20 protein-coding genes are annotated in these 21,519 nt (G+C 71.9%); 14 read left to right on the top strand and 6 right to left on the bottom strand.

Annotated elements, in window-relative coordinates; genetic code table 11:
• Positions 1-199 precede the first annotated feature (199 nt).
• Complete coding sequence (locus AB0878_RS29590) at positions 200-1,138, bottom strand: hypothetical protein (protein ID WP_366583490.1); 939 nt, start codon at positions 1,136-1,138, stop codon at positions 200-202.
• A gap of 253 nt (positions 1,139-1,391) precedes the next feature.
• Between AB0878_RS29590 and pyk the strand changes: the two genes are divergently transcribed.
• The 7 genes from pyk (at position 1,392) to AB0878_RS29555 (ending at position 10,510) form a co-directional block, all read left to right on the top strand.
• Positions 1,392-2,816 (top strand): pyruvate kinase, encoded by a 1,425-nt coding sequence (gene pyk / locus AB0878_RS29585; RefSeq protein WP_366583489.1) that lies wholly within the window; start codon positions 1,392-1,394, stop codon positions 2,814-2,816.
• 36 nt (positions 2,817-2,852) lie between these two features.
• Positions 2,853-3,749, top strand: a complete 897-nt coding sequence (locus AB0878_RS29580; protein ID WP_366583488.1) for an acyl-CoA thioesterase II — start codon at positions 2,853-2,855, stop codon at positions 3,747-3,749.
• A 489-nt stretch (positions 3,750-4,238) separates the two neighbouring features.
• Positions 4,239-5,141, top strand: a complete 903-nt coding sequence (locus tag AB0878_RS29575) for a helix-turn-helix transcriptional regulator (protein WP_285969107.1) — start codon at positions 4,239-4,241, stop codon at positions 5,139-5,141.
• Positions 5,142-5,154: 13 nt separating this feature from the next.
• Positions 5,155-5,364 (top strand): DUF397 domain-containing protein, encoded by a 210-nt coding sequence (locus tag AB0878_RS29570; protein ID WP_326837871.1) that lies wholly within the window; start codon positions 5,155-5,157, stop codon positions 5,362-5,364.
• Between the two features lie 172 nt (positions 5,365-5,536).
• Entirely contained in the window at positions 5,537-5,746 is a 210-nt protein-coding gene (locus AB0878_RS29565) for a hypothetical protein (protein WP_366583487.1), read from the top strand.
• 71 nt (positions 5,747-5,817) lie between these two features.
• On the top strand, positions 5,818-8,838 hold the full coding sequence (locus AB0878_RS29560; protein WP_366583486.1) for an AAA family ATPase: 3,021 nt from the start codon (positions 5,818-5,820) through the stop codon (positions 8,836-8,838).
• A 730-nt stretch (positions 8,839-9,568) separates the two neighbouring features.
• Complete coding sequence (locus AB0878_RS29555) at positions 9,569-10,510, top strand: amidohydrolase family protein (RefSeq protein WP_366583485.1); 942 nt, start codon at positions 9,569-9,571, stop codon at positions 10,508-10,510.
• On the opposite strand, the gene AB0878_RS29550 is transcribed toward AB0878_RS29555, so the two are convergent.
• From AB0878_RS29550 to AB0878_RS29540, 3 genes are all read right to left on the bottom strand, one after another.
• Positions 10,511-12,124 carry a succinic semialdehyde dehydrogenase gene (locus AB0878_RS29550; RefSeq protein ID WP_366583484.1) on the bottom strand — a complete coding sequence of 538 codons (1,614 nt, stop codon included), beginning with the start codon at positions 12,122-12,124 and terminating at the stop codon, positions 10,511-10,513.
• Positions 12,125-12,205: 81 nt separating this feature from the next.
• A complete protein-coding gene (locus AB0878_RS29545; protein WP_366583483.1) occupies positions 12,206-12,985 on the bottom strand; it encodes a hypothetical protein in 780 nt (259 codons plus the stop codon).
• A 97-nt stretch (positions 12,986-13,082) separates the two neighbouring features.
• Positions 13,083-13,694: a TetR/AcrR family transcriptional regulator gene (locus AB0878_RS29540; protein WP_366583482.1), complete on the bottom strand. Its 612-nt coding sequence runs from the start codon at positions 13,692-13,694 to the stop codon at positions 13,083-13,085.
• 100 nt (positions 13,695-13,794) lie between these two features.
• Between AB0878_RS29540 and AB0878_RS29535 the strand changes: the two genes are divergently transcribed.
• Both AB0878_RS29535 and AB0878_RS29530 read left to right on the top strand, forming a co-directional pair.
• Positions 13,795-14,946: an acyl-CoA dehydrogenase family protein gene (locus tag AB0878_RS29535; protein ID WP_366583519.1), complete on the top strand. Its 1,152-nt coding sequence runs from the start codon at positions 13,795-13,797 to the stop codon at positions 14,944-14,946.
• A gap of 29 nt (positions 14,947-14,975) precedes the next feature.
• Positions 14,976-16,112: a CaiB/BaiF CoA-transferase family protein gene (locus AB0878_RS29530; RefSeq protein ID WP_366583481.1), complete on the top strand. Its 1,137-nt coding sequence runs from the start codon at positions 14,976-14,978 to the stop codon at positions 16,110-16,112.
• A 298-nt stretch (positions 16,113-16,410) separates the two neighbouring features.
• On the opposite strand, the gene AB0878_RS29525 is transcribed toward AB0878_RS29530, so the two are convergent.
• Positions 16,411-16,929 carry a GNAT family protein gene (locus AB0878_RS29525; RefSeq protein ID WP_366583480.1) on the bottom strand — a complete coding sequence of 173 codons (519 nt, stop codon included), beginning with the start codon at positions 16,927-16,929 and terminating at the stop codon, positions 16,411-16,413.
• 173 nt (positions 16,930-17,102) lie between these two features.
• Here AB0878_RS29525 and AB0878_RS29520 point away from each other — a divergent pair, with 173 nt between their 5' ends.
• The 5 genes from AB0878_RS29520 (at position 17,103) to AB0878_RS29500 (ending at position 20,032) form a co-directional block, all read left to right on the top strand.
• Entirely contained in the window at positions 17,103-17,270 is a 168-nt protein-coding gene (locus AB0878_RS29520; RefSeq protein ID WP_220238194.1) for a hypothetical protein, read from the top strand.
• A gap of 317 nt (positions 17,271-17,587) precedes the next feature.
• Positions 17,588-18,070 carry a helix-turn-helix transcriptional regulator gene (locus AB0878_RS29515; RefSeq protein ID WP_366583479.1) on the top strand — a complete coding sequence of 161 codons (483 nt, stop codon included), beginning with the start codon at positions 17,588-17,590 and terminating at the stop codon, positions 18,068-18,070.
• 222 nt (positions 18,071-18,292) lie between these two features.
• A complete protein-coding gene (locus tag AB0878_RS29510) occupies positions 18,293-19,096 on the top strand; it encodes a lytic murein transglycosylase (protein ID WP_366583518.1) in 804 nt (267 codons plus the stop codon).
• A gap of 145 nt (positions 19,097-19,241) precedes the next feature.
• A complete protein-coding gene (locus AB0878_RS29505; protein WP_366583478.1) occupies positions 19,242-19,652 on the top strand; it encodes a hypothetical protein in 411 nt (136 codons plus the stop codon).
• 29 nt (positions 19,653-19,681) lie between these two features.
• Positions 19,682-20,032, top strand: a complete 351-nt coding sequence (locus AB0878_RS29500; RefSeq protein ID WP_366583477.1) for a DUF3817 domain-containing protein — start codon at positions 19,682-19,684, stop codon at positions 20,030-20,032.
• Here AB0878_RS29500 and AB0878_RS29495 read toward each other — a convergent pair.
• Positions 20,029-21,471, bottom strand: a complete 1,443-nt coding sequence (locus AB0878_RS29495) for an MFS transporter (protein WP_366583476.1) — start codon at positions 21,469-21,471, stop codon at positions 20,029-20,031. The genes AB0878_RS29500 and AB0878_RS29495 overlap by 4 nt on opposite strands.
• Between the last annotated feature and the right edge of the window lie 48 nt (positions 21,472-21,519).

Genomic DNA, 21,519 nt, shown 5'->3' with positions numbered 1-21,519 from the left:
TGAGCCGGCATCGCGACCCGGTCCCACCGGCGGCCGTCGGTGGTGGTCTCGGCTGGTCGGCGAGCGATCGCACCGTTGGCGGGGAGCACGTCGCGCCAGCCCGTGCAGTGGCGTGGGCCGCTGGAGTCCGCGAGTCGGCATCGCGGGTGCCGCCGGTCTTGCCGGCCGCGCTCGGCTGGGCGGCGGGCGACCGCACCCGTCAACGGGGGAGCGGATACCGCCAAACCTTGCTCCCCGACCCCGTCGTCGTGGCGAGCAGCAGGTCGGGGCCGTCCGCGATCAACGCCAGTGACTCGGCCGGCTCGGGAAGCGGCAGTTCCGCGAAGTCCTCGCAGTGGCGCCCGACGCGCCACAAGCGGGGCCGGCCGTCGACCTTCACTGCGACGTCCAGGTGGCCCGACGCGTCCACCGTCAGGCCGGTCACCTCCAGCAGTTGCGAAGGCGGAATCACCGGTCCGCCCGCGAAGGCCTTCCACGGAGGGTCCGTCCAGCACGCCAGGCGTTGCTCGGCGGTCGTTCCCGCGGCGGTGCAGCCGGAGGTGCAGCTGATCTGCCAGGCAGTGGCCGACGCGGAGGGCGAAGGCAGGTCCACGCGCTGCCACGCCGAACCGTCGCGAGAGGTCCACGCCACCGGGTGCACGGAGAGTCCCGACCGCGCGTCGCCGACGGCCACGTAGTCCTGTCCGTCGAAAGCGGCGGCCAGGGCGCGGGTCTGGTCGCCGGCGGTGCTGAGCAGCGCCGGGTGCTCCCGCAAAGCCCACGAAGCGCCGTCCGTCGAAGCCCACGCCGCCGCGCCGACCCCGCCGGACCGGTGGTCCCACTGGCCGGTCAGCAGGTAACCCGCGGGTGACACCGCCGTGCCCGACGTCGTCACCGCCCGCTCGCCGCCGAGCAACTCCACGGGCTGCTCGTGCTCGGTCAGCCCGTCGGTCACCGACCCGGTCCAGATCGTCGGGCGCGGGTTGGCGTGCGCGCCGCCATACGCGGAGCCCAGTGCGAGCAGCCGGGGACCCGAGGCGGCGGGCAGCGTCAGCTCCGCCTGCCGGCCGTAACCCGTCGCCGGGAAAAGGGGTATCGCGGCGCCGTTCAGCCACGCCGCCGGAGCCCGTCCGGAAGGCCCCGGCACCGAGCCGGTCATGACGATTCCCGATGAAGTTCGGACGAATCCCAGTACGCGCGTACCGGAAATCGGCAGGTCAACCGGCCGCCACGGCGGCTCTGCCGGCGCGGAACAGGCCCCGACCAGGGCGAACGCCGCGATCGCGACCACCAGCCGGCGAACCACCGTCATAACCACGGAGGTTAGTCATCTGAATGGTTTCTGAACACTTCCTCCGAACTTTCGGTATCGGTACAGACCTGCGGGGGATGAGGGACTACTCTCATCGAACGTGAGCCGACGCGCGAAGATCGTTTGTACGCTGGGTCCCGCGACCTCCACACCGGAGAAGATGCGGGCACTCGTCGACGCCGGAATGGACGTCGCGAGGATGAACTTCAGTCACGGAAGCCACAGCGACCACAAGCAGGTCTACGACCTGGTCCGGGCCGCTGCGGCCGAGAGTGGCCGGGCGGTGGGCATCCTCGCCGACCTGCAGGGCCCGAAGATCCGCCTGGGCACCTTCGCCAGCGGCTCGGCCGAGTGGCACACGGGCGACGTCGTCCGGATCACCGTCGAGGACGTGGTGGGCACGCACGACCGCGTCTCGACCACCTACAAAGGCCTCGCGAAGGACGCCAAGCCGGGCGACCGCCTCCTGGTGGACGACGGCAAGGTCGGCCTCGTGGTCAAGGGTGTCGAGGGCCAGGACGTGGTCTGCGAGGTCACCGAAGGCGGCCCCGTCAGCAACAACAAGGGCGTCTCGCTCCCGGGCATGGACGTGTCCGTGCCGGCGCTGAGCGAGAAGGACATCGAGGACCTCGAGTTCGCGCTGCACCTGGGCGTCGACTTCATCGCGCTGTCGTTCGTGCGCTCGCCGGCCGACATCGACCTGGTCCACCAGGTCATGGACCGCGTCGGCAAGGGCCGGCTGCCGGTGGTCGCGAAGATCGAGAAGCCCGAGGCCGTCTACAACCTCGAGGCGATCGTGCTGGCCTTCGACGCGGTGATGGTCGCCCGCGGCGACCTCGGCGTCGAGCTGCCGCTGGAGCAGGTGCCGCTGGTCCAGAAGCGCGCCATCCAGATCTGCCGCGAGAACGCGAAGCCGGTCATCGTCGCGACGCAGATGCTCGAGTCGATGATCAACAACTCCCGGCCGACCCGTGCCGAGGCCTCCGACGTCGCCAACGCGGTGCTCGACGGCACCGACGCCGTGATGCTCTCGGGCGAGACCAGCGTCGGGCGCTACCCGATCGAGACAGTGCAGACGATGGGCCGCATCGTCGAGGCGGTCGAGACCGACTCGCCGGTCGTCCCGCCGCTCACGCACGTCCCGCGCACCAAGCGCGGCGTGATCTCCTACGCCGCCCGCGACATCGGCGAGCGGCTCAACGCCAAGGCGCTCGTCGCGTTCACCCAGTCCGGCGACACCGTGCGCCGCCTGGCCCGCCTGCACACGCGGTTGCCGCTGATGGCGTTCACGCCGGAGGACTGCGTGCGCAGCCAGCTGTCGATGACCTGGGGCACGGTCACCACGATCGTGCCGCGCGTCGACTCCACCGACCAGATGATCCACCAGGTCGACCAGGCGATGCTCGCGATGGGCAAGTACCAGCGCGGCGACCTCGTGGTGATCGTGGCCGGCTCCCCGCCCGGGACCGTCGGCTCCACGAACCTGATCCACGTGCACCGCCTCGGTGAAGACGACCACGCATAAGGGACGAGCTTCATGCCGACCGAATAGGGTTCGGGCATGACCGATATCGCCAGGACCGCCGCCGCCGGGCTCGACGAGGCCGCCGGCGGCGGGCAGGCGGTGCTCGACCGGCTCGTCGACCTCCTCGACCTGGAGAAGGTGGAAGAGGACTTCTACCGCGGGGTCTCGCCCGCGCACTCCCCGGTCCGCGTGTTCGGCGGCCAGGTCGCCGGGCAGGCCCTGGTGGCGGCCGGGCGCACCGTGCCCGAAGACCGGCCCGTGCACTCGCTGCACGCCTACTTCATCCGCGGCGGCGACCCGAGCGTGCCGATCCTCTACGAGGTCGACCGCATCCGCGACGGCCGCTCGTTCACCACGCGCCGCGTCACCGCCATCCAGCACGGCAAGGCGATCTTCGCGCTGTCCGCCTCGTTCCAGAAGGACGAGCAAGGCCTGGACCACGGCGAGCCGATGCCCGACGTGCCCGCCCCCGAGACGCTGCCGACGTTCCAGGAACGCACCGCCGGCTTCGGCCTGCGCTTCACCGAGCGCCCGCGCCCCATCGACGTGCGCTACGTCGGCGAACCGCCGTGGATCACCCGCGCCACGGGCGAGCGCCCGGCGAGCAACCGCGTGTGGATGCGCGCCGACGGCACGCTGCCCGCCGACCAGCTGCTGCACGTCTGCGTGCTCACCTACGCCTCCGACATGACGCTGCTCGACTCGATCCTCGCGCGCCACGGCGTGTACTGGGACGTCGACAAGGTCCTCGGCGCGAGCCTGGACCACGCGCTGTGGTTCCACCGGCCCTTCCGCGCCGACGAGTGGTTCCTCTACGACAGCACCTCGCCGAGCGCGTCGGGCGCGCGCGGCCTGGCCACGGGCCGGTTCTTCGGCCAGGACGGCACGCACATCGCCACGGTCGTCCAGGAAGGACTGCTGCGCGTCCTGTGAGGACGGTCGCAGGTTCTACTGAGAGTGTCTCGCTGAGTGAGGTTTGCGGAATCAACCACACTTCCGGGTGGCGGTAAATGCGAAATGCGTAGCCGGGTAATCGCCGGAGTACGCCTGCGACGGCCTGACAACAACTGACAACCGAAGGTGAAGGTGCCCGGGACCGGTCGGGGGGCGGCCCCGGACACCTTCCGCCGGAAACGCCCGCGCACTCGGTGTCTGTTTCCGGCTGGTCGTCGTCTACGCTGCTCAGGAACCCGGAACGATCACCGCTGCCGGCCCCTGCGGCGCGGCGTCACCGGTTCCGGTTCACACGGGTGTCAGAGTACAAGCGCAATCTGCAAATTGCAGGGCGGAGCCCCGCCGCGAAGGCGGGAATTCCGAAGTGTTAATACCCCACTGACTAGTCGGACGGCTGGTTAGATATGCGGTGCGGGCAGCGTTGGCCGACGGTGCGCGCAGCGCGTAAGACGATCCGGAGGTGCTGTCGTGGCGAGAGGCCAGGGACCCACCGTTCGCCGCCGGAGGCTCGCGAGCGAGCTGCGCCGGCTCCGGGAAGCCGCCGACCTCACCATCGACGAGGTGGGCGAGAAGCTCGAGTGCTCTGCCTCGAAGGTGAGCCGCATCGAGACCGGGCACGTCGGCGTCACCCCGCGCGACGCCCGGGACATGCTGGCGCTTTACGGGATCACCGGCGACGAGCAGGAGGCGCTCGTCCAGCTGGCCCGCGAGGCGCGCAAACGCGGCTGGTGGCACGCGTACAACGAGGTGTTCACCGGCACGTTCGTGGGCCTGGAGGCCGACGCGACCTCGCTGCGCGCGTTCCAGGCGCTGCTCGTGCCGGGCCTGTTGCAGACCGAGCGCTACGCCCACGCCGTGATCAGGGCGCTGCGGCCCGACGCCGAGGACGCCGAGATCCGGCGTCGCGTGGCCGCGCGCATGGCGCGCCAGGAGCTGCTGAGCGACACGCCGCCGCCGGAGTACTGGGCGGTGGTCGACGAAGCCGTGCTGCACCGCGTGGTCGACAGCCCCGAGGTGATGGCCGAGCAGCTCTACCGCATGGCCTCGGTCGCCGAGAAGCCCAACGTGACCATCCAGGTGGTCCCCTTCGGAGCCGGCGCACACCCCGGCATGGAAGGCCCGTTCCTCATCATGGGGTTCCCCGAGCAGGCCGACCCCGACGTCGTCTACGTGGACGACAGCACGTCCAGCGGCCTGTACCTCGAACAACCCGAAGACGTCCGGCGCTACGCGCTGATGTTCGACCACCTGCGCGCTGCCGCACTGAAACCGGACGACTCGGTCGACTTGATCACCGAGGCGGCCGGCCGGTTCGCCGAACGGTCAACCGCGCCGGCTGCAGTGCACCACCTGGAACCGAGGACACAGTGAGGAAGTGGGGAACATGATGCCGGACGCGGATCTTTCCCGGGCCACCTGGCGCAAGAGCAGCCACAGCGGCGGCGGCAACGACTGCGTCGAGATCGCGTTCGTCGGCGGCGACGCCGCGGTGCGCGATTCGAAGGACCCCGAAGGGGGCGCTTTCCGCCTCCCTGCTTCGGGTTGGCGGGGGCTGCTGGCGGCGGTGCGCGCGGGCGGCCCGGCCCGCGACTGACGTTCCACCCGGCGACCCCTTACCTCGCCGACCTGCTCTTCGCCGGTCGGTGTCTCGGGTAAGGGGTCGTTTGGCGTCCAGGACGGGGTGATCGCCCGATGCCGCGGGCCCCGCCTCAGGACGACTGTGAGTGTCACGGAAGAAGGCACTCGCAGAGGATGGGGAAGAAGCGATGAGTTACCAGCTCCTGGACGCGATGAGCGCCGAGGTGGCCTACCGCGAGGAGCAGCTGCGGAAGGCCGGGCGCGCCGCGCGGATGACCAAGCAGAACCGCGTCGTGCGGTGGCTGCGGGCCCACCGGGTGACCAGCGTGACCGTGCCGGCGCAGGAACGCCGCACGACCGCGCAGGTGGCCTCCCGCGCCGACCACCTGGCGCGGTGAACGCCGAGTTCGCCGAGGGTGTCACGCCCTCGGCGAAAAGCATGGCGGAACTGTCGGTGGGGTAGGACAGAATGCTCCTCGTGCCCCGCTTAGGCTCCGGAATCCCGCTGGTCGCCCGCACTCACGAGATGCGGCGGCTTCGCGCTGCCTTCGCTCGGGCGGAGCGGCGCGAGGCCGGCGCCGTGCTGATCGCGGGCGACGCGGGGGTCGGCAAGACCCGGCTGCTCACCGCGCTCGGTGAGTACGTCGCGTCGAACGGCGCGCTGGTGCTCACCGGCCGCTGTATCGACGTGCGCGACGGTGGTCTGCCGTACCTGCCGTTCGCGGAGGCGCTGGCGCCGCTGGGCTCGTCGGGGGATCCGGTGGTCGCCGCCGCGGTGCGGTCGCGGCCGGCGCTCGCGCGGCTGCTGCCGCAAAGCGGGGAGCCCGAGCCGATGGGACCGGGGGAACACGGCCAGGTGTCGGCCAGCGAGCGCGAGGTCATGCGCCGGCCGCGACCGGAACAAGACCTGGGTCAGCTCCAGCTGTTCGACGCGGTACTGGGGGTGCTGACCGAGGTCGCCGAGTCGCGGCCGGTGGTGATCCTGCTCGAGGACCTGCACTGGGCCGACTCTTCCACGCGCAACCTGCTGTCCTTCCTGGCCAGCAGGTTGCGCGCGCAGCGGCTGCTGGTCGTGGGCAGCTACCGCGAAGAGGACGTGCACCGGCGTCACCCGCTGCGGGGGCTGCTGTCGGAGCTGGTGCGCCTGGCCACGGTGGAGCAGGTGGCGCTGGCGCCGTTCGGGCCCGCCGACGCGCGGGCGTTCGTGGAAGCGCTGGCCGACGAGCCGTTGCCGGCCGACGTGGTGGCCGACATCGTCGCGCGGTCGGAGGGCAACCCGTTCTTCGTGGAAGAGCTGCTGGCCACGGACGCCGACTGCCGGGACCTGCCCGCCGGCCTGGCCGAAGTGCTGCTCGCGCGGCTCGAACGGTTCCCGGCGGAGACGCGGCGCGTGCTGCGGGTGATCTCCGTGGCCAACGAGCCGGTGTCGCACGCCGCGCTCGCGGAGGTCGCGGGCATCGGCGAGCTGGAGCTCGACGAGGCGTTGCGCGAGGCCGTGCAGCACCACGTGCTCGTGATCGAGGACGGCTCCTACGTGTTCCGCCACGCGTTGCTGCAGGAAGCGGTGTACGCGGATCTGCTGCCGGGCGAACGCAACCGCACGCACGCGGCCTACGCGGCCCGCATCCAAGCGATCCCGCAGGGGCGCGGGCACGACGCCAAGCTGGCGTTCCACAGTCTCGAAAGCCGCGACTTCGTCACCGCGTTGCCCGCGCTGCTTCGCGCGATGGACGAGGCGGAGAAACTGGGCGCGCCGGGGGCGGCGCTGCGGCACGCCGAACAGGCACTGTCCATCTGGGACGCGGTGCCCGTCGCGGACCGGCCCGAGGGCGTCGACGAGCTGAAGCTTCTGCACGAGGCTTCGTACTTCGCGGGCACGTCGGGGGAGCCGGAGCGCGCGGCGGCCTACGCGCGTTCGGCCGCGGAGCTGCTGGGGCCCGACGCCCCGACGCTGCGGTCCGCCAAGGTGTGGCGCCGGCTGGCCGAGGCGCTGCTGGCGCTGGAGGGCACGCTCGACGAGGCGACCCTGGCCGTCGACCGGGCGTGGGACCTGGTGAAGGACAGCGAGCCGAGCGCCACGCGGGCGTGGGTGCTCGCCACGCGCGCGGGCTTCCTGCGGCTGCTCGACCAGCCGGGCGAGGCGCTGGACAACGCGCTCACGTCGGTGTCCGACGCGCGGGCCGTGGGTGCGGTCGGGGCCGAGGCGTCGGGGCTCATCACGCTGGGCACGCTGGCCGACTCGGCGGGCGACGCCGCGCTGGCGCGCGAACGGCTGCGGCAGGGCATCCGCAAGGCGCGCGAGGCCGAGGCCCTCAACGTCGAGCTGCGCGGCCTGTACTTCCTCGCCCTGAGCTACGACGACCAGGCCGAGATGGCCGAGGCCCTCACCCACGTGGCCAACGGCGTGGCGCGCGCGGAGGAGTCGGGGCTCACGTGGAGCTCGTTCGGGCTCGAGCTGCGCGCGCGGCAGCTCTACCTGCGTTACCTCAGCGGCGACTGGCCCGCGGAGGACGCGGCCGGGCGCGCGGGACGCGGGGTGTCGAGCGCGGTCGCCGCCCGGATCCTCGCCAACTGGGTGCTGTTCCTCGTCGCGCGCGGCCGGTTCGACGACGCCGCGCGCCTCCTGCCCGGGCTGCGGCAGCAGTGGTCCGCCGACATCCAGATCGCCCTCTCGGCCGGCGACGCCGCCATCGAGCTCGCGACCTGGCGCGGCGATCACACCGAAGCCGTGCGCGTCACCGAGGACTTGCTGGCGTGGCTGGAAAAGATCGAGCCCTGGCTGCTCGGCGGCATCCGGATCGTCGCGCTGGGCATGACCTCGGTCGCCGCCCTCGCCGCCGACGCCCGCCTGCACGGCGACCAGCGCGCCGCCGATGATTTCGCCTCTGTCGGCCGGCACCTGCTGGAACACGGCCGCCGCACCGCCGTCGAAGGCAGCCCGCGCTCCGGCACGCTGGGCCCGGAAGGCCACGCCTGGCTCGCCCGCCTGGAAGCCGCCGCTTCCGGCCTCGACGGCCCCGCCGACCCCGCGCTGTGGTCCGCCGCCGCCACGGCCTTCGACTACGGCGCGGTCTACGAGCAGGCCATGTGCCGCTACTTCGAAGCCCAGGCCCTCCTCGCCCACGGCCTCCCCGCCGACGACGCGCTGGCGTCCGCCCACACCGTCGCCTCCGCCCTCGGCGCGCTGCCCCTCCGCGACGCCGTGCGCGACCTGGCCCACCGCGCCCGGACCGACCTCCCCGGCCTCACCCCAGCCGCCGCCACCCCCACCGGCCCCAACCCCCTCACCGACCGCGAACGCGACGTCCTCGAACGCGTCGCCCTCGGCCGCACCAACCGCCAGGTGGGCGAGGAGCTCTACATCAGCGAGAAGACGGTCTCCGTCCACCTCTCCCGCGTCATGGCCAAACTGGGCGCCAGCCGCCGCGCCGAAGCCGTCGCCATCGCCTACGACCGCGGCTTGCTGACGACCCCGGCTACGAGGGACTGACCCGCTCCGCCCGGGGTTTCGCGGGTTCCACGCGGAGGGGGCGTGGGGTGGGTCGTGTCGTTGGCGCGCCGCGGCTGCCGGGAGCTGTGGGTTCCGGCGGCGAAGAACTGACTCGCGCTGCCCGGGCGGCTTAGGCGGTTCCGCGCGGAGGGCTTGGGGCCGGTTGTGTCGTTGGTGCGCCGAACCGCCGCGCCGAGGCTGCCGGCCGCTGCTGGCTTCCGCGGCGAAGGGCCGCCCCGCACCGCGCGGACGGTTGTGCCGGTCCGCGATCTGCTTGGCGGTTGCCTGCGTCGTGTCGAGGAGGAGCGCGGGTCGTTTTGTGCGCCGAACCGTCGGCCGGGGTTGTCGTGGTAGCCGCCGTTGCTGGCCCTTGCGGTCAAGGGCTGCCTGCGGGTTCGCCGGTTCGCGTGTGGTCGTCGGTTGCCTGTTTAGCGCGCACGGGAGTCGGGGCGGCTGTCGCCCTCGCGCGCCGAACCGGCACGCCGGGGCTGGTCGCGGCAGCCGGCCGCTGTCGGCTCCGGCGGCGAAGGACCGACGCCGGCTGCGTTCGGGACGGTTTCGCGGTTCGCGGTGTGATTGTCCGTTCCTGCTCCGCGCGGGGAGTGCAGGCCGGTTGTGGCGCGCGGACAACTCCCAACCCCGCGCCGAGACCCACCATGTGCCGAACCTGTCCGGCAGTGGTTCACTGGTGATCAAATAGCATGCTAACCGCGTCGGGGAGGAGCCGGGGATGCGCGTCGACGTGCATGCTCACCTGTGGAGCGAGGCGTACCTGGGCGTGTTGGCCCGGTGGGGCAACGAGAAGGCGGCCGCGCAGGGGCGGTTGGGGGCCGGAGCGACCGAGGCGGAGCTCGGGTCGCGGTTCGAGCAGATGGCGACGGCGGGCATCGATCTGCAGGTGCTGTCGACCACGCCCGCGCCGCCGCATTTCGAGGATGAGCGGGCGGCGGTGGAGGCCGCGCGGTTCGTCAACGACGACTACGCGGAGCTCGTCCGGCAGCACCCGGATCGGTTCAAGGCGTTCGCGTCCCTGCCGCTGCCGCACACCGGTGCGGCGCTCGTCGAGCTCACGCGTGCGCTCGACGAGCTGGGGTTCCTGGGCGTCGCGATCACCACCTCGGTGCTGGGGCGCACGCTCGGCGACCCGGCGTTCCTGCCCGTCTACGAAGAGCTCGACCGCCGCGGCAGCGTGCTGTTCGTGCACCCGGCCGGTGTCGGGGCCGAGTCGCCGTTGATCGGGCCGAACCTGACGTGGCAGATCGGGGCGCCGATCGAGGACACCGTGGCCGTGCTGCACCTGATCGTCGCCGGGATCCCGAGCCGGTTCCCGCGCATGAAGATCATCCTGCCGCACCTCGGCGGCGCGCTGCCGATGCTGCTGCCCCGCATCGACCGCCAGAACCCTTGGGAGGCACCGGAAACCCCGGAGAAGCCGAGCCTCGCCGCGCGCCGGATCTTCTACGACACCGTCGGCCACAACCACGTGCCGGCGCTGCGCGTCGCGGCCGAAACGCTCGGCGCCGACCGCCTGGTGCTCGGCACCGACTACCCGTACCAGACGGGCGACGGGTTCACCGAGGCCGTGACCTACGTCGAACGCTCCGGCCTGCCCGCCGACGACATCACCGCGATCCTCGACCGCACGGCCGTGGAGCTCCTCGGCCTCGGCTGATCACCGCCAGGGCAAGTGCCGCAATAGCTTCATGCTCGACGTCATCACCCGCGCCCACACCCCGCCCGGCACCCGGCGCGGCGGCCGCAACGCCAGCCCGCGCTGCACGGCGATCGACTGCGCCTCCGTGTACTTCAGCAGCCCCTCGGCCCCGTTGCGGCGGCCGACACCGGAGTCCTTCATCCCGCCCATCGGCACGCCGACGCTGCCGAATGTCGCCGCGTAGCCCTCGTTGACGTTCACCGTCCCCGCCTTCAGCCGCGCCGCGACCTCCCAGCCGGCCCGGCCGTTGCGCGACCAGACGCTGGCGTTGAGACCGAAGGCGGTGTCGTTGGCGCGCTCGATGGCGTCGGTGACGTCGGTGTAGCCGTAGATCGACACCACCGGCCCGAACGTCTCCTCGGCGAACGGCACCATGCCCGGGGTGACGTCGGTGAGCACGGTCGGCTCGTAGAACAGCGGCCCGAGTTCCGGCCGCGCCCGCCCGCCGGTGAGCACGCGCGCGCCCTTGGCCCGCGCGTCCTCGACGTGCGCCGACACGGTCTCGAGCTGGCTCGGCGACGTCAGCGAACCCATCTGCGGGCCGAAACCCAGCTCACCGCCCAGCTTCAAAGCGGCCGTGCGCGCCACGAACGCGCGGGTGAACTCCTCGCGGACGCTTTCGTGCACGTAGATCCGCTCCACCGAGACGCACAGCTGCCCGGCGGAGGAGAAGCACGCGTTGACGGCGCCCGTCGCGGCCTTGGCGACGTCGGCGTCCGGCAGCACGATCATCGGGTTCTTGCCGCCGAGCTCGAGCGAGTAGCTCGTGAGCCGGGCCGCGATCTGCGTCGCCAGGTCCTTGCCGGTCGGCGTGGAGCCGGTGAAGCAGAGGTAGTCGCACTCTTCGAGCAGCGCCGGGCCGACCTGCGAACCGCGGCCGAGCACCACCTGCCACAGCCCGTCCGGCAGGCCCGCTTCGGACGCGAGCTCCTGCAACCACAACGCGGACAGCGCCGTCTGGTTGTCCGGCTTCTGCACCACGGCGTTGCCCGCCGCCAGCGCCGGGAACACGTCCATCGCGGTGAGCGCCACCGGGTAGTTCCACGGCGAGATGATGCCGACGACCCCCTTGGGATGGCGCAGCTCGCCGGCCTTCGTCAGGGCCGGGATCACGCCGGCCGCGCGCTTCGGCGCCAGGATCTTCGCGCTGTGCTTGCCGTAGTAGGCCGCCACCAGGGCGGCGGCGCTCACCTCGTCGAACGCGTCGAGCCGCGCTTTGCCGGCCTCCACCTGCACGAGGTCGAGCGCTTCGGCCTGGCGGGCGAGGATCAGGTCGTGCAGCCGCACGAGGAACCGCTGGCGCTGCGCGACCGGCCGGGCCGCCCACTCGTGCTGGGCCTTGCGCGCGGTCGCGAACGCCGCGCGCACGTCGGCGTCGGTGGCCTGGGGGATCGTGGTGATCGGCAGCCCGGTGAACGGCGCCGTCATGCGGATCGGCGCGGAGTCCGCACCGCCGGTCACGCGGGCGACGAGCCGGGCCGCGCGCGCCGCCGTCGGCGCTCCCGCGACACCCCCGATCGTCGCGGGCAGGGCCGTCTCGCCGCTGAGGTTCGCCGGTGTCGTGCTGGTCATGCCGTCTCCGTTCAGACCGGTGTTACCGACGAGTACAGCATACCGACGGTACGGCGGTCGAGCGGGAAAGCTGAATTATATTCACATATCGGAGTCGTCGCGGTGCCGGCCCGGCGGCTCGACGCCCGGCGCGGGCTGCACGTCCTGCGGCGGGAACGGCGGGGCGGTCGGCTCCTCGGCGGGCTCGGACTCCGGGGAAAGCACGCCCTGCGCGGGCGGCTCGGCCCAGGATTGATCGGGCGGCGGCGAGTCCAGCGAGTAGATCACGGGCTCGTCGTTCACGGCCGGGTAGTAGTACGGCTGCGGTGCCCATGGCGTGGTCCAGCGGCCGCCGCCGAACGCCGCGAGCGCCAGCACCAGCGCGGCGATCACGCCCCCGCCGAGCATCACCCAGAACCCGGTGCCCGTCGTGTAGTGGGCGACGATGGTGGCGTCCTTCTGCTCGTAGCTGAGGCTCGCCGACACGTCCATGCTCATGGTCCACACGGCCGCGACCACGGCCGCGCCGCCGGCGATCAGCACTGTGCGGGCCGCCCCGCGGAAGCGCGAGAACGCGAGCAGCGCGCCGACGACCAGCACCGCGGCCGCCACCGTGAGTGGGATGCCGTAGCGGGCGACGTGGCTGATCGCGAACAGGTCGCGCTCGGCCTGCGGCGCCGCTTCGACCTGGCGGTTCCACGCCGTGACCGCGAACGCGCTCTGCAGCTGACCGGCCACTGTCACCCGCGAAGCCGCGATCGGCAGGAACGTGCCCGCCACCACGAGCGCGGCCGAGAACACCCCGAGAATCCCAGCCAGCAGCCGCGACACGGCGCCCGGCTCGGCGACGGGTGACGGCGGGTACTGCGGCACGCTGGTCATCGGGGCTCCTTCGCCTGCTCAGGGCATCTGCGATTCCACCACGAAGAACCCTCATCCGCTAAGGGGCGGCGTGATCCTGCCACCGGTCGGCCCAGGCTCAGGGCTGCGAGTACATCAGCACTGCGATCCGCTTCCACTCCTGCAGCAGCTTGCGCCGCCGGTTCGGGTTACCGCCCAGCTCGGCGTCGAGCGCCAGGCCACGGGTGAGGTTCACGGTCAGCCAGAACAACGTCTCCGCGCGTTCTTTCGGCAGTTCGCCGGCCACCTGGCTCACGTGCGCCAGCGTCGCGCGCCCCAGCGCCCGGTCCACGGGCCGGGCCGCCGCCCGCAGCTCCGGGTCGGTGCGCGCGGCCACCCACAGCTCGGTGACGGCCGTGGAGAGCGTGCCCGAGTAGCCCGCCCACAGCAGGTCGATCGCGGCCTCGACGCCCGGCGCGCCACCCGGCAGGCCTTCCAGTGACGCCGCCAGCTGCGTGCGCAGCTTCGTGGTGAGGTGCTCGACGGCGGCCGCCATCAGCTCGGCCTTCGTGGCGAAGTGGTGCTGCACCGCGCCCTTCGACACGCCGGCCCGGGCGCAGATCTCCTGCATCGACGCGCGGGCGTACCCGATGTCCACGAGGGACTCGACGGTCGCGTCGAGCAGGGCCGTGCGGGTCTGCTCCCGGCGCTGCGCCTGGGTGCGGTGCGCCTTGGCGGTGGCCTCGGTCATTCGCCTCTCCCGCTTTACGTACCGGACTGCGCGGATGTACATTCCGAACAGAACTTACCTTCCACGCGTAATGTTTTCCAGCTTCGCAGGAGGCGTCGCCGTGCCGTTGCAGATCCAGAAGAGCTCGTGGAGCACCACCGAACTCGAGGACCTCCGGGAACTTTCCCGGTCGTTCCTGCAGAAGGAGATCGTGCCGCACCAGGAGCGATGGGCGGCGGAGAAGAAGCTCGACCGCGAGATCTGGACCAAAGCGGGCGAAGTGGGCCTGCTGTGCCTGTCGATCCCCGAGGAGTACGGCGGTGGCGGCGGCACGTTCGCCCACGAGGCCGTGCTGTACGAGGAGCAGGCCCGCTCCGGCGACAACGCGTGGGGCGTGACCGTCCACAACGGAATCGTGGCGCACTACCTGCTGGCGTACGCGTCGGCCGACCGCAAGCGCGAGTGGCTGCCGAAGCTCGCCAGCGGCGAGTTCGTGGGCGCCATCGCGATGACCGAGCCCGGCACGGGGTCCGACCTGCAGAGCATCAAGACCCGCGCGGTGCGCGACGGCGACCACTACGTGCTCAACGGCGCGAAGACGTTCATCACCAACGGTTTCCACGCCGACCTCGTGGTGGTCGCGTGCAAGACCGACCCGGACGCGGGCGCGCAGGGCGTGTCGCTGATCGTGGTCGAGACGGACACGCCGGGCTTCCGCCGCGGGCGTGTGCTCGACAAGGTGGGCCTCAAGGGCCAGGACACCGCGGAGCTGTTCTTCGACGACGTCCGCGTGCCCGCCGCCAACCTGCTCGGCGACGTCGAGGGCCAGGGCTTCGTCCAGCTGATGCTGCAGCTGCCGCAGGAACGGCTGATCATCGCCGTGACCGCGGTGGCCGGGCTCGAGGCGGCCGTGAACCTCACGATCGACTACACGAAGGAGCGCACGGCGTTCGGCCGGCCGATCTTCAACTTCCAGAACACGAAGTTCAAGCTCGCCGAGGCCGCGACGGAGGCGGCGGTGTCGCGCGCGTTCCTCGACCAGTGCATCGAACGGCACCTGCGCGGTGAGCTCGACGTGCAGGGCGCGGCGATGGCGAAGCTGTGGACGACCGAGCGCGTGAACAAGGTCGTCGACGAGTGCGTGCAGCTGTTCGGCGGCTACGGCTACATGACCGAATACCCGATCGCGCGCGCGTGGGCCGACGTCCGGATTTCGCGGATCTTCGGCGGGACCAGCGAGATCATGAAGGAGATCATCTCGCGCACGCTCTGAGTTTTTCGGCCGACGAAAGGACTTCCGCCGTGAAAGCCGGACCCCTGGGCGGGCTGAAGGTGGTGGAGCTGGCCGGGCTCGCGCCCGCGCCGTTCGCCTGCATGATCCTCGCCGACCTCGGCGCCGACGTCGTGCGCGTGGACCGCGCGACGCCGGGCGCCGACGTGCTCGGCATCCCGAACGACCCGCTGGCGCGCGGCCGTCGCTCGATCGGCGTCAACACGAAGACGCCAGAAGGCGTCGAAGTGGTGCTCAAGCTGGCCGAGCGGGCCGACGTGCTCATCGAGGGTTTCCGTCCGGGCGTTGCGGAACGCATGGGGCTGGGGCCTTCGGTGGTCCACGCGCGCAACCCGCGGCTCGTCTACGGGCGCATGACGGGCTGGGGCCAGGACGGCCCGCTCGCGCAGGCGGCCGGGCACGACATCAACTACGTCGGCATCGCCGGGGCGCTCGAGCCCATCGGGCGCGCCGGCGAACGGCCGGTACCGCCGCTCAACCTCGTCGGCGACTTCGGTGGCGGTGGCCTGATGCTCGCGATGGGCGTGCTCGCGGCGCTGTACGAGCGGACGTCCTCGGGGCGTGGCCAGGTCGTCGACGCGTCCATGGTCGAGGGCGCGGCGCTGCTCACCACGAGCCTGCACGGCCTGCGCGCTGCCGGCGCGTGGTCGGGCGAGCGCGGCGACAACCTGCTCGACGGCGGCGCCCCGTTCTACGACACCTACGAGACCGCCGACGGCAAGTACGTCGCCATCGGCGCCATCGAGATGCGCTTCTGGGGCGACCTCGTGAAGGTGCTCGGCCTGGAGGACGCGCCGCCGCACCTGGACAAGACGCAGTGGCCGAAGCTGCGGCAGCTCATCGCCGACGCCGTCGGCAAGCACACCCGCGACGACCTCGTCGCCCGCGCCGAAGGCACCGACGCCTGCCTCACACCGGTCCTCTCGCCCTGGGAAGCCTCGGCCCACCCCCAAAACGCGGCGCGCGGCACCTTCGTCGACATCGGCGGCACCGTCCAGCCCGCCCCGGCGCCCCGCTTCGACCGCACCCCGCCCGCGACGCCCCACGCACCCCACCAGCCGGGCACGGACACCACCGACGTGCTGGCCGGCCTCGGCCTCACCGAGGACGACTTGGCGGCCCTGCGCACGGCGGGCGCCATCGCCTGACTGACTGAACGGGCGGCCGTGTCTGCCCTGCACCCGCGCCGGCGGCGACTGCGCTGCTGCCGGGCGCGGGTGTGCCGTGAGTCTGGCGCCGCGGCGGTGGTGCGTCCGGGGGGCGCCGGTGCCTGAAGGCCGGGAAGTGGCGGCGTGCCTGACTTTCACCCGCGCCCGGGCGGCGAAGGGCTGCTGCCCGGTTGAGGGCGAACGCGCCACCATGCCGTGGCTTCGGCCACCGCGCCACGGCCCTCGCGCGGGTCGAAAGCACGCCCGGCCGCGAGCCGCGCGGAAAGGCCGGGAGGTTTCAGCGCGGTTCGAGATCCGACCGGATCACCGAAAACACGACGCTGTCGCGCCAAGCACCGTCGCGGAAGCCGTAGCCGCGTAGGACGCCTTCGCGGGTGAAGCCGGCCTTCTCCAGGGAGCGTTGTTCGGCGCGGTTGTCCACGTCGGTGGTGGCCTCGACGCGGTTGAACTGCGTGTGCGCGAACAGGTAGCGCACCAGCAGGCGCTGGGCCTCGGTGCCGTGGCCGTGGCCGCGGGCTTCCGGGCGCAGCACGAGGCCCATGTTCCAGCAGTACGAGCTGGGCCCCGAACGGGAGCGGTGCCACGACAGGAGGCCGAGGACGGCGCCGCCGAGGGTCGGCACCAGGAGCCCGCCCTCGGTGGTGAGAATGGCGTTGTCGCGCCAGCGGCGGTGGAGGTAGCCGGCGTCGTGCCAGCCGAACCACTGGAACTCGCCCGCGGTGGCCGGGTCGTTGATCAGTGCCTCGAGGAGATCGAGATCGGTTTCGAGCACCGGGCGGAGCACCACGTCGTCCATCGCGGCAGCCTAGCGGGCGGCGCGGGGGCGTCCGCTCACCCGATCGGGCCGGGGTCACCCGGTCGTGACACGCGTCCCGCTGAGCGATCGCCGGGCGGGCCTCGCGGGCCTGTCGTCACTAGAGTGAGCGTGCACGACCGGTCCTGAAGCCGGCCAGCGGATTGGATGGTGCCATGTCAGGCGGCGTGAAGAAGATCGTGGTCATCGGGGTGGTCGTCCTCGTGCTGTTCTTCCTGATCACCCAGCCCACCCAGTCGGCCAACCTCGTGCACCAGGTGCTCGGCTGGCTGCGCGACGGGGCCGAAGCCATCATCACGTTCTTCCAGACCCTGTTCGCGTGATCACCGCGGGCCTCGTTACCCGCCGGTAATTACCGAGAGTAACGCGATCCCGAGATCCGGGCTGATCGCTCGACCATCCGGGTGGATTGCCCCCTGAAAGGGCCTGGTCAAGGAATTTGTGGGGCCCGGGGTATGGCGCAGAAAGCGCGCCCGGCCCTACGGTGCTCACATTGCGTGATCAGCCGGTTCTCCGGTCCCCCGGGAGCCGGGTCACAGCGGGGTTTTTCCGCTCGGTCACGCGCATTGGGTGCAAGTCGTGGACGCGCAACGGGGCAGGCGTCAGGGCCGGCCCGTCGGGGACCAATGAGGAGGCAGGGATGACCGGAGATCCCGGAGTGGACGCGTTGATCCGGCAGTGGGCCGCGGAGCGCGAGCAGACCGCCGAGGAGCAGGAGGTCAGCCGCATCACGTCCGCCTGGCTGGCCGACGCGCCCCAGGCTCCGCCCGGCATCCCCGGTCAGCGCGCGAGGTCCGGTCCTTCGCGCTGGGCGCAGGTCGACGCCGCGGACCCCGGTTACCTCGACGCCATGCGCGTGCGCCTGCCCGAGGTCCCCGACGAACTGCTCGTGGCCGCCGCCGGCTGGTGGCAGATGGTCGGCGACGTCGCCGAGGCCGAGCTGTGGTGGGACGCCGGCATCAGCCCGCTCGACCAGCGGGCCCTCGACTACCGCGCGGCGGGCCTGCAGCCCTCGGACCTCAGCCGCCGGCTGGGCCCGATGACCGTGCTCCAGCACCTGCGCCGCGGCAGCGCCCCGGCCTGGTGCGTCGCGCGTCTCGCGCGGCAGCAGAAGTCCGCCTGAACCACCCTTTCGACACGGCCGGGTGAACCGGCGTGGCGGCAGCGATCCGAACCCGTCCGTAACGCTAACCTGCGCGGGCTCGTTGTGTGATCGACCGACCGCCACGCTGGAGGACCGGAGTTCGTGCCCCTCACCGGAAACGCCGACGGCGAGACCACAGCCGAGACGCAGGCCGCCCCCGCGGGCGCACCTGCCCGACGCCGTTCCCGAGGGGGCGCGGCCGTGGCGGTGCGGCTCGCGGTGGTTCTGGTGGTCCTCGCGGTGGCGGGTGGCGGTACGTGGCTCGTCACGCGGGCGTCGGCGCCGGTCGCGAGCCCGACGACCACGGACATCCCCGCGTTGAGCGTGAAAGCGGCCGACGTGCGCCCGGGCTCGATCGCGCCCGTCAGCGCCGTCGTCGCGGGTGGTGCGGACCAGCAGACCACCCCGCAGTCGGCGCGCTCCACCGCCGACCCGCTCGACGACTGGGCCAAGAAGGTCGCCGCCGTCACCGGAGTGCCCGCGCGGGCGCTGCGCGCGTATGGCAACGCGGAGCTCGCGATGCGCTCGGCCGACCCGGGCTGCCGCATCTCGTGGGCCACGCTCGCCGGCATCGGCCGCATCGAGTCGAACCACGGCCAGTACGGCGGCGCGGTGCTCGGCGCCGACGGCCGCCCGTCCAAGCCGATCATCGGCGTCCCGCTCGACGGTTCGTCGGGCGTGCGTGCCATCAGCGACACCGACGGCGGCCGCTTCGACGGCGACCCCGTGGCCGACCGGGCCGTGGGCCCGATGCAGTTCATCCCCAGCACCTGGCGCAAGTGGGCCGCCGACGGCAACGGCGACGGCCTCGGCGACCCGCAGCAGATCGACGACGCCGCGCTGGCCGCCGGCCGCTACCTGTGCGCGGGCGGGCGCGACATGGCCACGCCGTCGGGCTGGTGGTCGGGGATCCTGTCGTACAACAACTCCACCGAATACGCCCAGAAGGTCTTCGGCCTCGCCGACGGCTACGCGCAGTCGGCGAAGGCCGTGCGGGCCGGTTGAGGCCCGTTGGTCCGGAATCCGGGCGGGCCGGCGTCCGCGCCGGTGTGAAATCCGTGCGAACCACGAGGTCACCGGCTGAGAGACGGACCACGTGCGGGCCCGCCTCTCAGCTTCGGCCCTGGTTCCCAGTGCTAGCGTCAGGGCCGTGGCAGTGAACTCCGGCCCGGCCGTGTCCCCGCTCGGGCGCAGGCTCCTGATCGCCGCGACGTGCGTGGTGAGCCTGCTGCTGTGCTGCGGGCTGGCGTGGTGGCAGTGGGACCGGTTCACCTCCGCCAACGGCACGTTCCAGAACCTCGGCTACGTGCTGCAGTGGCCGCTGTTCGGGCTGTTCCCCGCGTTCATGTTCTGGCGGATCAAGAAGCTGCGCGAACGGGAAGAGTCCCAGGGCGAGAGCGCCGAGGCCCAGGCCGAGCAGGTCCAGGTGACCGTGCCCGCCCCGAGGCCCTCGACGCCCGCGCGTCCCCCGGCGCCCCGCCCCGTGGCCGAAGAGGACGACGAGCTCGCCGCGTACAACCGCTACCTGCGCGAGCTCAACGCCCGCGACCAGCAGGCCTGAACCACCACCTCGGAAGTGAGGACGAACCCATGACCACGAGCACCGACGGTGCGGCCCAGACCCGCCCGGCGCGACTGAACGGAGCCCTGGTGCGGTTCCGCACCACCGCGTGGATCACCGGTGTCGGCCTGCTCGTGCTCTGCGCGACCATGGTGGTCGAGTACGGCTTCGGCAACGCCACGCCCGCCGCCGTGTACTCGCCGATCCACGGTGTCCTCTACATGATCTACCTGGCCTGCAGCATCGACCTCGCGATCAAGGCCCGCTGGTCGATCAAGAGCACGATCCTCGTGCTGCTCGCCGGTTGTGTCCCGTTCGTCTCGTTCATCGTCGAACGCCGGGTGACGCACCGGGTGCACGCGGGTCAGGACATCTTCTAAGCCGGCACGGCTTTTCCCCGCCGGAAGGTCAGCGCGACCCCGACGGTGAGGGCGGCCAGTCCGCTCGCCGCGAGGAACGCGGCCGTCATCCCGTCGACCAGCAACGGCGTGCCGGTGGCTCCCGAAGCCGCGGCCGAACGCGTCGCCGCGCCGAACACCGTCACCAGGATCCCGAGGCCGAGCGTGCTGCCGACCTGCTGCATGGTCTGCAGCACGCCACCTGCGGCTCCCGCGTCCTCGGTGGGCACGGTGGACATGATGATCACGTTGAGCGGCGAGAACGCCAGCCCGCCGCCGACGCCCATCAGCAGCAGCGGCCCGAGCAGCGAAGCGACGTATCCGCTGTCCGGCGTCAGCGCCGAAAGCCACGCGACGCCGGAGACCATCAGCACCGTGCCCGTCACGGCCAGCGGCTTCGGGCCGAAGCGCGCGAGCAGGCGCGGCATGAGCCGGCTGAGCGTGAAGATCGACGCGGCCATCGGCAGGAACGCGAACCCCGTGGCCAGCGCGGCGAAGTGGCGCACGTCCTGCAGGAACTGCGTCAGGAAGAAGAACATCGACATCATCGCCATCGGCCCGAGGAAGAAGCTGGCGTAGGCGGCGGCCCGGTTGCGTTCGGCGAAGAGCCACAGCGGTACCAGCGGATGGGCCACGCGCCGCTCCAGCAGCACGAAGGCGATCAGCAGCACCACGCCCGCCGCCAGCGCGGCGAGCGTGAGCGGTGCGCCCCAGCCGTCGGACGCGGCCTGCGTGAAGGCCAGCACGAGCGAGGCGACGCCGAACGTGCCGAGCACGGCCCCGGGCACGTCGAGGTGCGCGGCCCGGCGCGGCGGTGCGGGCACGAACCGCGGTGCGAGCACGGCGATGGCCAGCCCGAACGGGACGTTGATGAACAGCGCGGCCCGCCACGAGATCCATTCGGTCAGCAGACCGCCCACGATCAGGCCGATCGCGAACCCGCCGCTGGCGACGGCGGAGAACAACGACAGCGCCCGCACGCGCGCCTTGGCCTCGGTGAACGTGGTGGTGATCAGTGCGATCGTGCTCGGCCCCGCCATCGCGGCGCCGACGCCTTGGGCCACGCGCGCGGCGATCAGGAACCCGGCCGACGTGCTCAGCCCGCCGGCCAGCGAAGCGAGCGTGAACACGGCCGTGCCCAGCACGAACATCCGGCGGCGGCCGAACAGGTCACCCGCGCGTCCGCCGAGCAGCAGCAGGCCGCCGAACACGAGGCTGTAGGAGGTCATCACCCACGACAGGCCGGTGGCGGAAAAGCCCAGGTTGGACTGGATACGGGGCAGCGCCACGTTCATCACGGTGGCGTCGAGCATCAGCATGAGCTGGCAGGTCAGCACGATGGCGAGGACGAGCCCGGACGCGGCGGTCCGGTGTCTCGGCCTAGGCTCGGTCGACGAGATTCGCTCGGTCAACTCGGTCAAAGGAGGACTCCCCAGAGAGGGACGAAGTAAGTGGAGAAACTCTCCACT

The sequence above is a fragment of the Amycolatopsis sp. NPDC047767 genome (assembly GCF_040704195.1).
Taxonomy (GTDB): domain Bacteria; phylum Actinomycetota; class Actinomycetes; order Mycobacteriales; family Pseudonocardiaceae; genus Amycolatopsis.
The sequence above is the reverse complement of the archived record's forward strand: the minus strand, read 5'-3'. Positions and strand labels throughout refer to the sequence as shown.

Coding starts and splice junctions, on each gene's coding strand:
- AB0878_RS29580 (WP_366583488.1), top strand. CDS start 2,853: ATGACCGATATCGCCAGGACCGCCGCCGCCGGGCTCGACGAGGCCGCC.
- AB0878_RS29570 (WP_326837871.1), top strand. CDS start 5,155: ATGATGCCGGACGCGGATCTTTCCCGGGCCACCTGGCGCAAGAGCAGC.
- AB0878_RS29545 (WP_366583483.1), bottom strand. CDS start 12,985: ATGACCAGCGTGCCGCAGTACCCGCCGTCACCCGTCGCCGAGCCGGGC.
- AB0878_RS29550 (WP_366583484.1), bottom strand. CDS start 12,124: ATGACCAGCACGACACCGGCGAACCTCAGCGGCGAGACGGCCCTGCCC.
- AB0878_RS29560 (WP_366583486.1), top strand. CDS start 5,818: ATGCTCCTCGTGCCCCGCTTAGGCTCCGGAATCCCGCTGGTCGCCCGC.
- AB0878_RS29590 (WP_366583490.1), bottom strand. CDS start 1,138: ATGACCGGCTCGGTGCCGGGGCCTTCCGGACGGGCTCCGGCGGCGTGG.
- AB0878_RS29540 (WP_366583482.1), bottom strand. CDS start 13,694: ATGACCGAGGCCACCGCCAAGGCGCACCGCACCCAGGCGCAGCGCCGG.
- AB0878_RS29520 (WP_220238194.1), top strand. CDS start 17,103: ATGTCAGGCGGCGTGAAGAAGATCGTGGTCATCGGGGTGGTCGTCCTC.
- AB0878_RS29565 (WP_366583487.1), top strand. CDS start 5,537: ATGAGTTACCAGCTCCTGGACGCGATGAGCGCCGAGGTGGCCTACCGC.
- AB0878_RS29515 (WP_366583479.1), top strand. CDS start 17,588: ATGACCGGAGATCCCGGAGTGGACGCGTTGATCCGGCAGTGGGCCGCG.
- AB0878_RS29525 (WP_366583480.1), bottom strand. CDS start 16,929: ATGGACGACGTGGTGCTCCGCCCGGTGCTCGAAACCGATCTCGATCTC.
- AB0878_RS29555 (WP_366583485.1), top strand. CDS start 9,569: ATGCGCGTCGACGTGCATGCTCACCTGTGGAGCGAGGCGTACCTGGGC.
- AB0878_RS29500 (WP_366583477.1), top strand. CDS start 19,682: ATGACCACGAGCACCGACGGTGCGGCCCAGACCCGCCCGGCGCGACTG.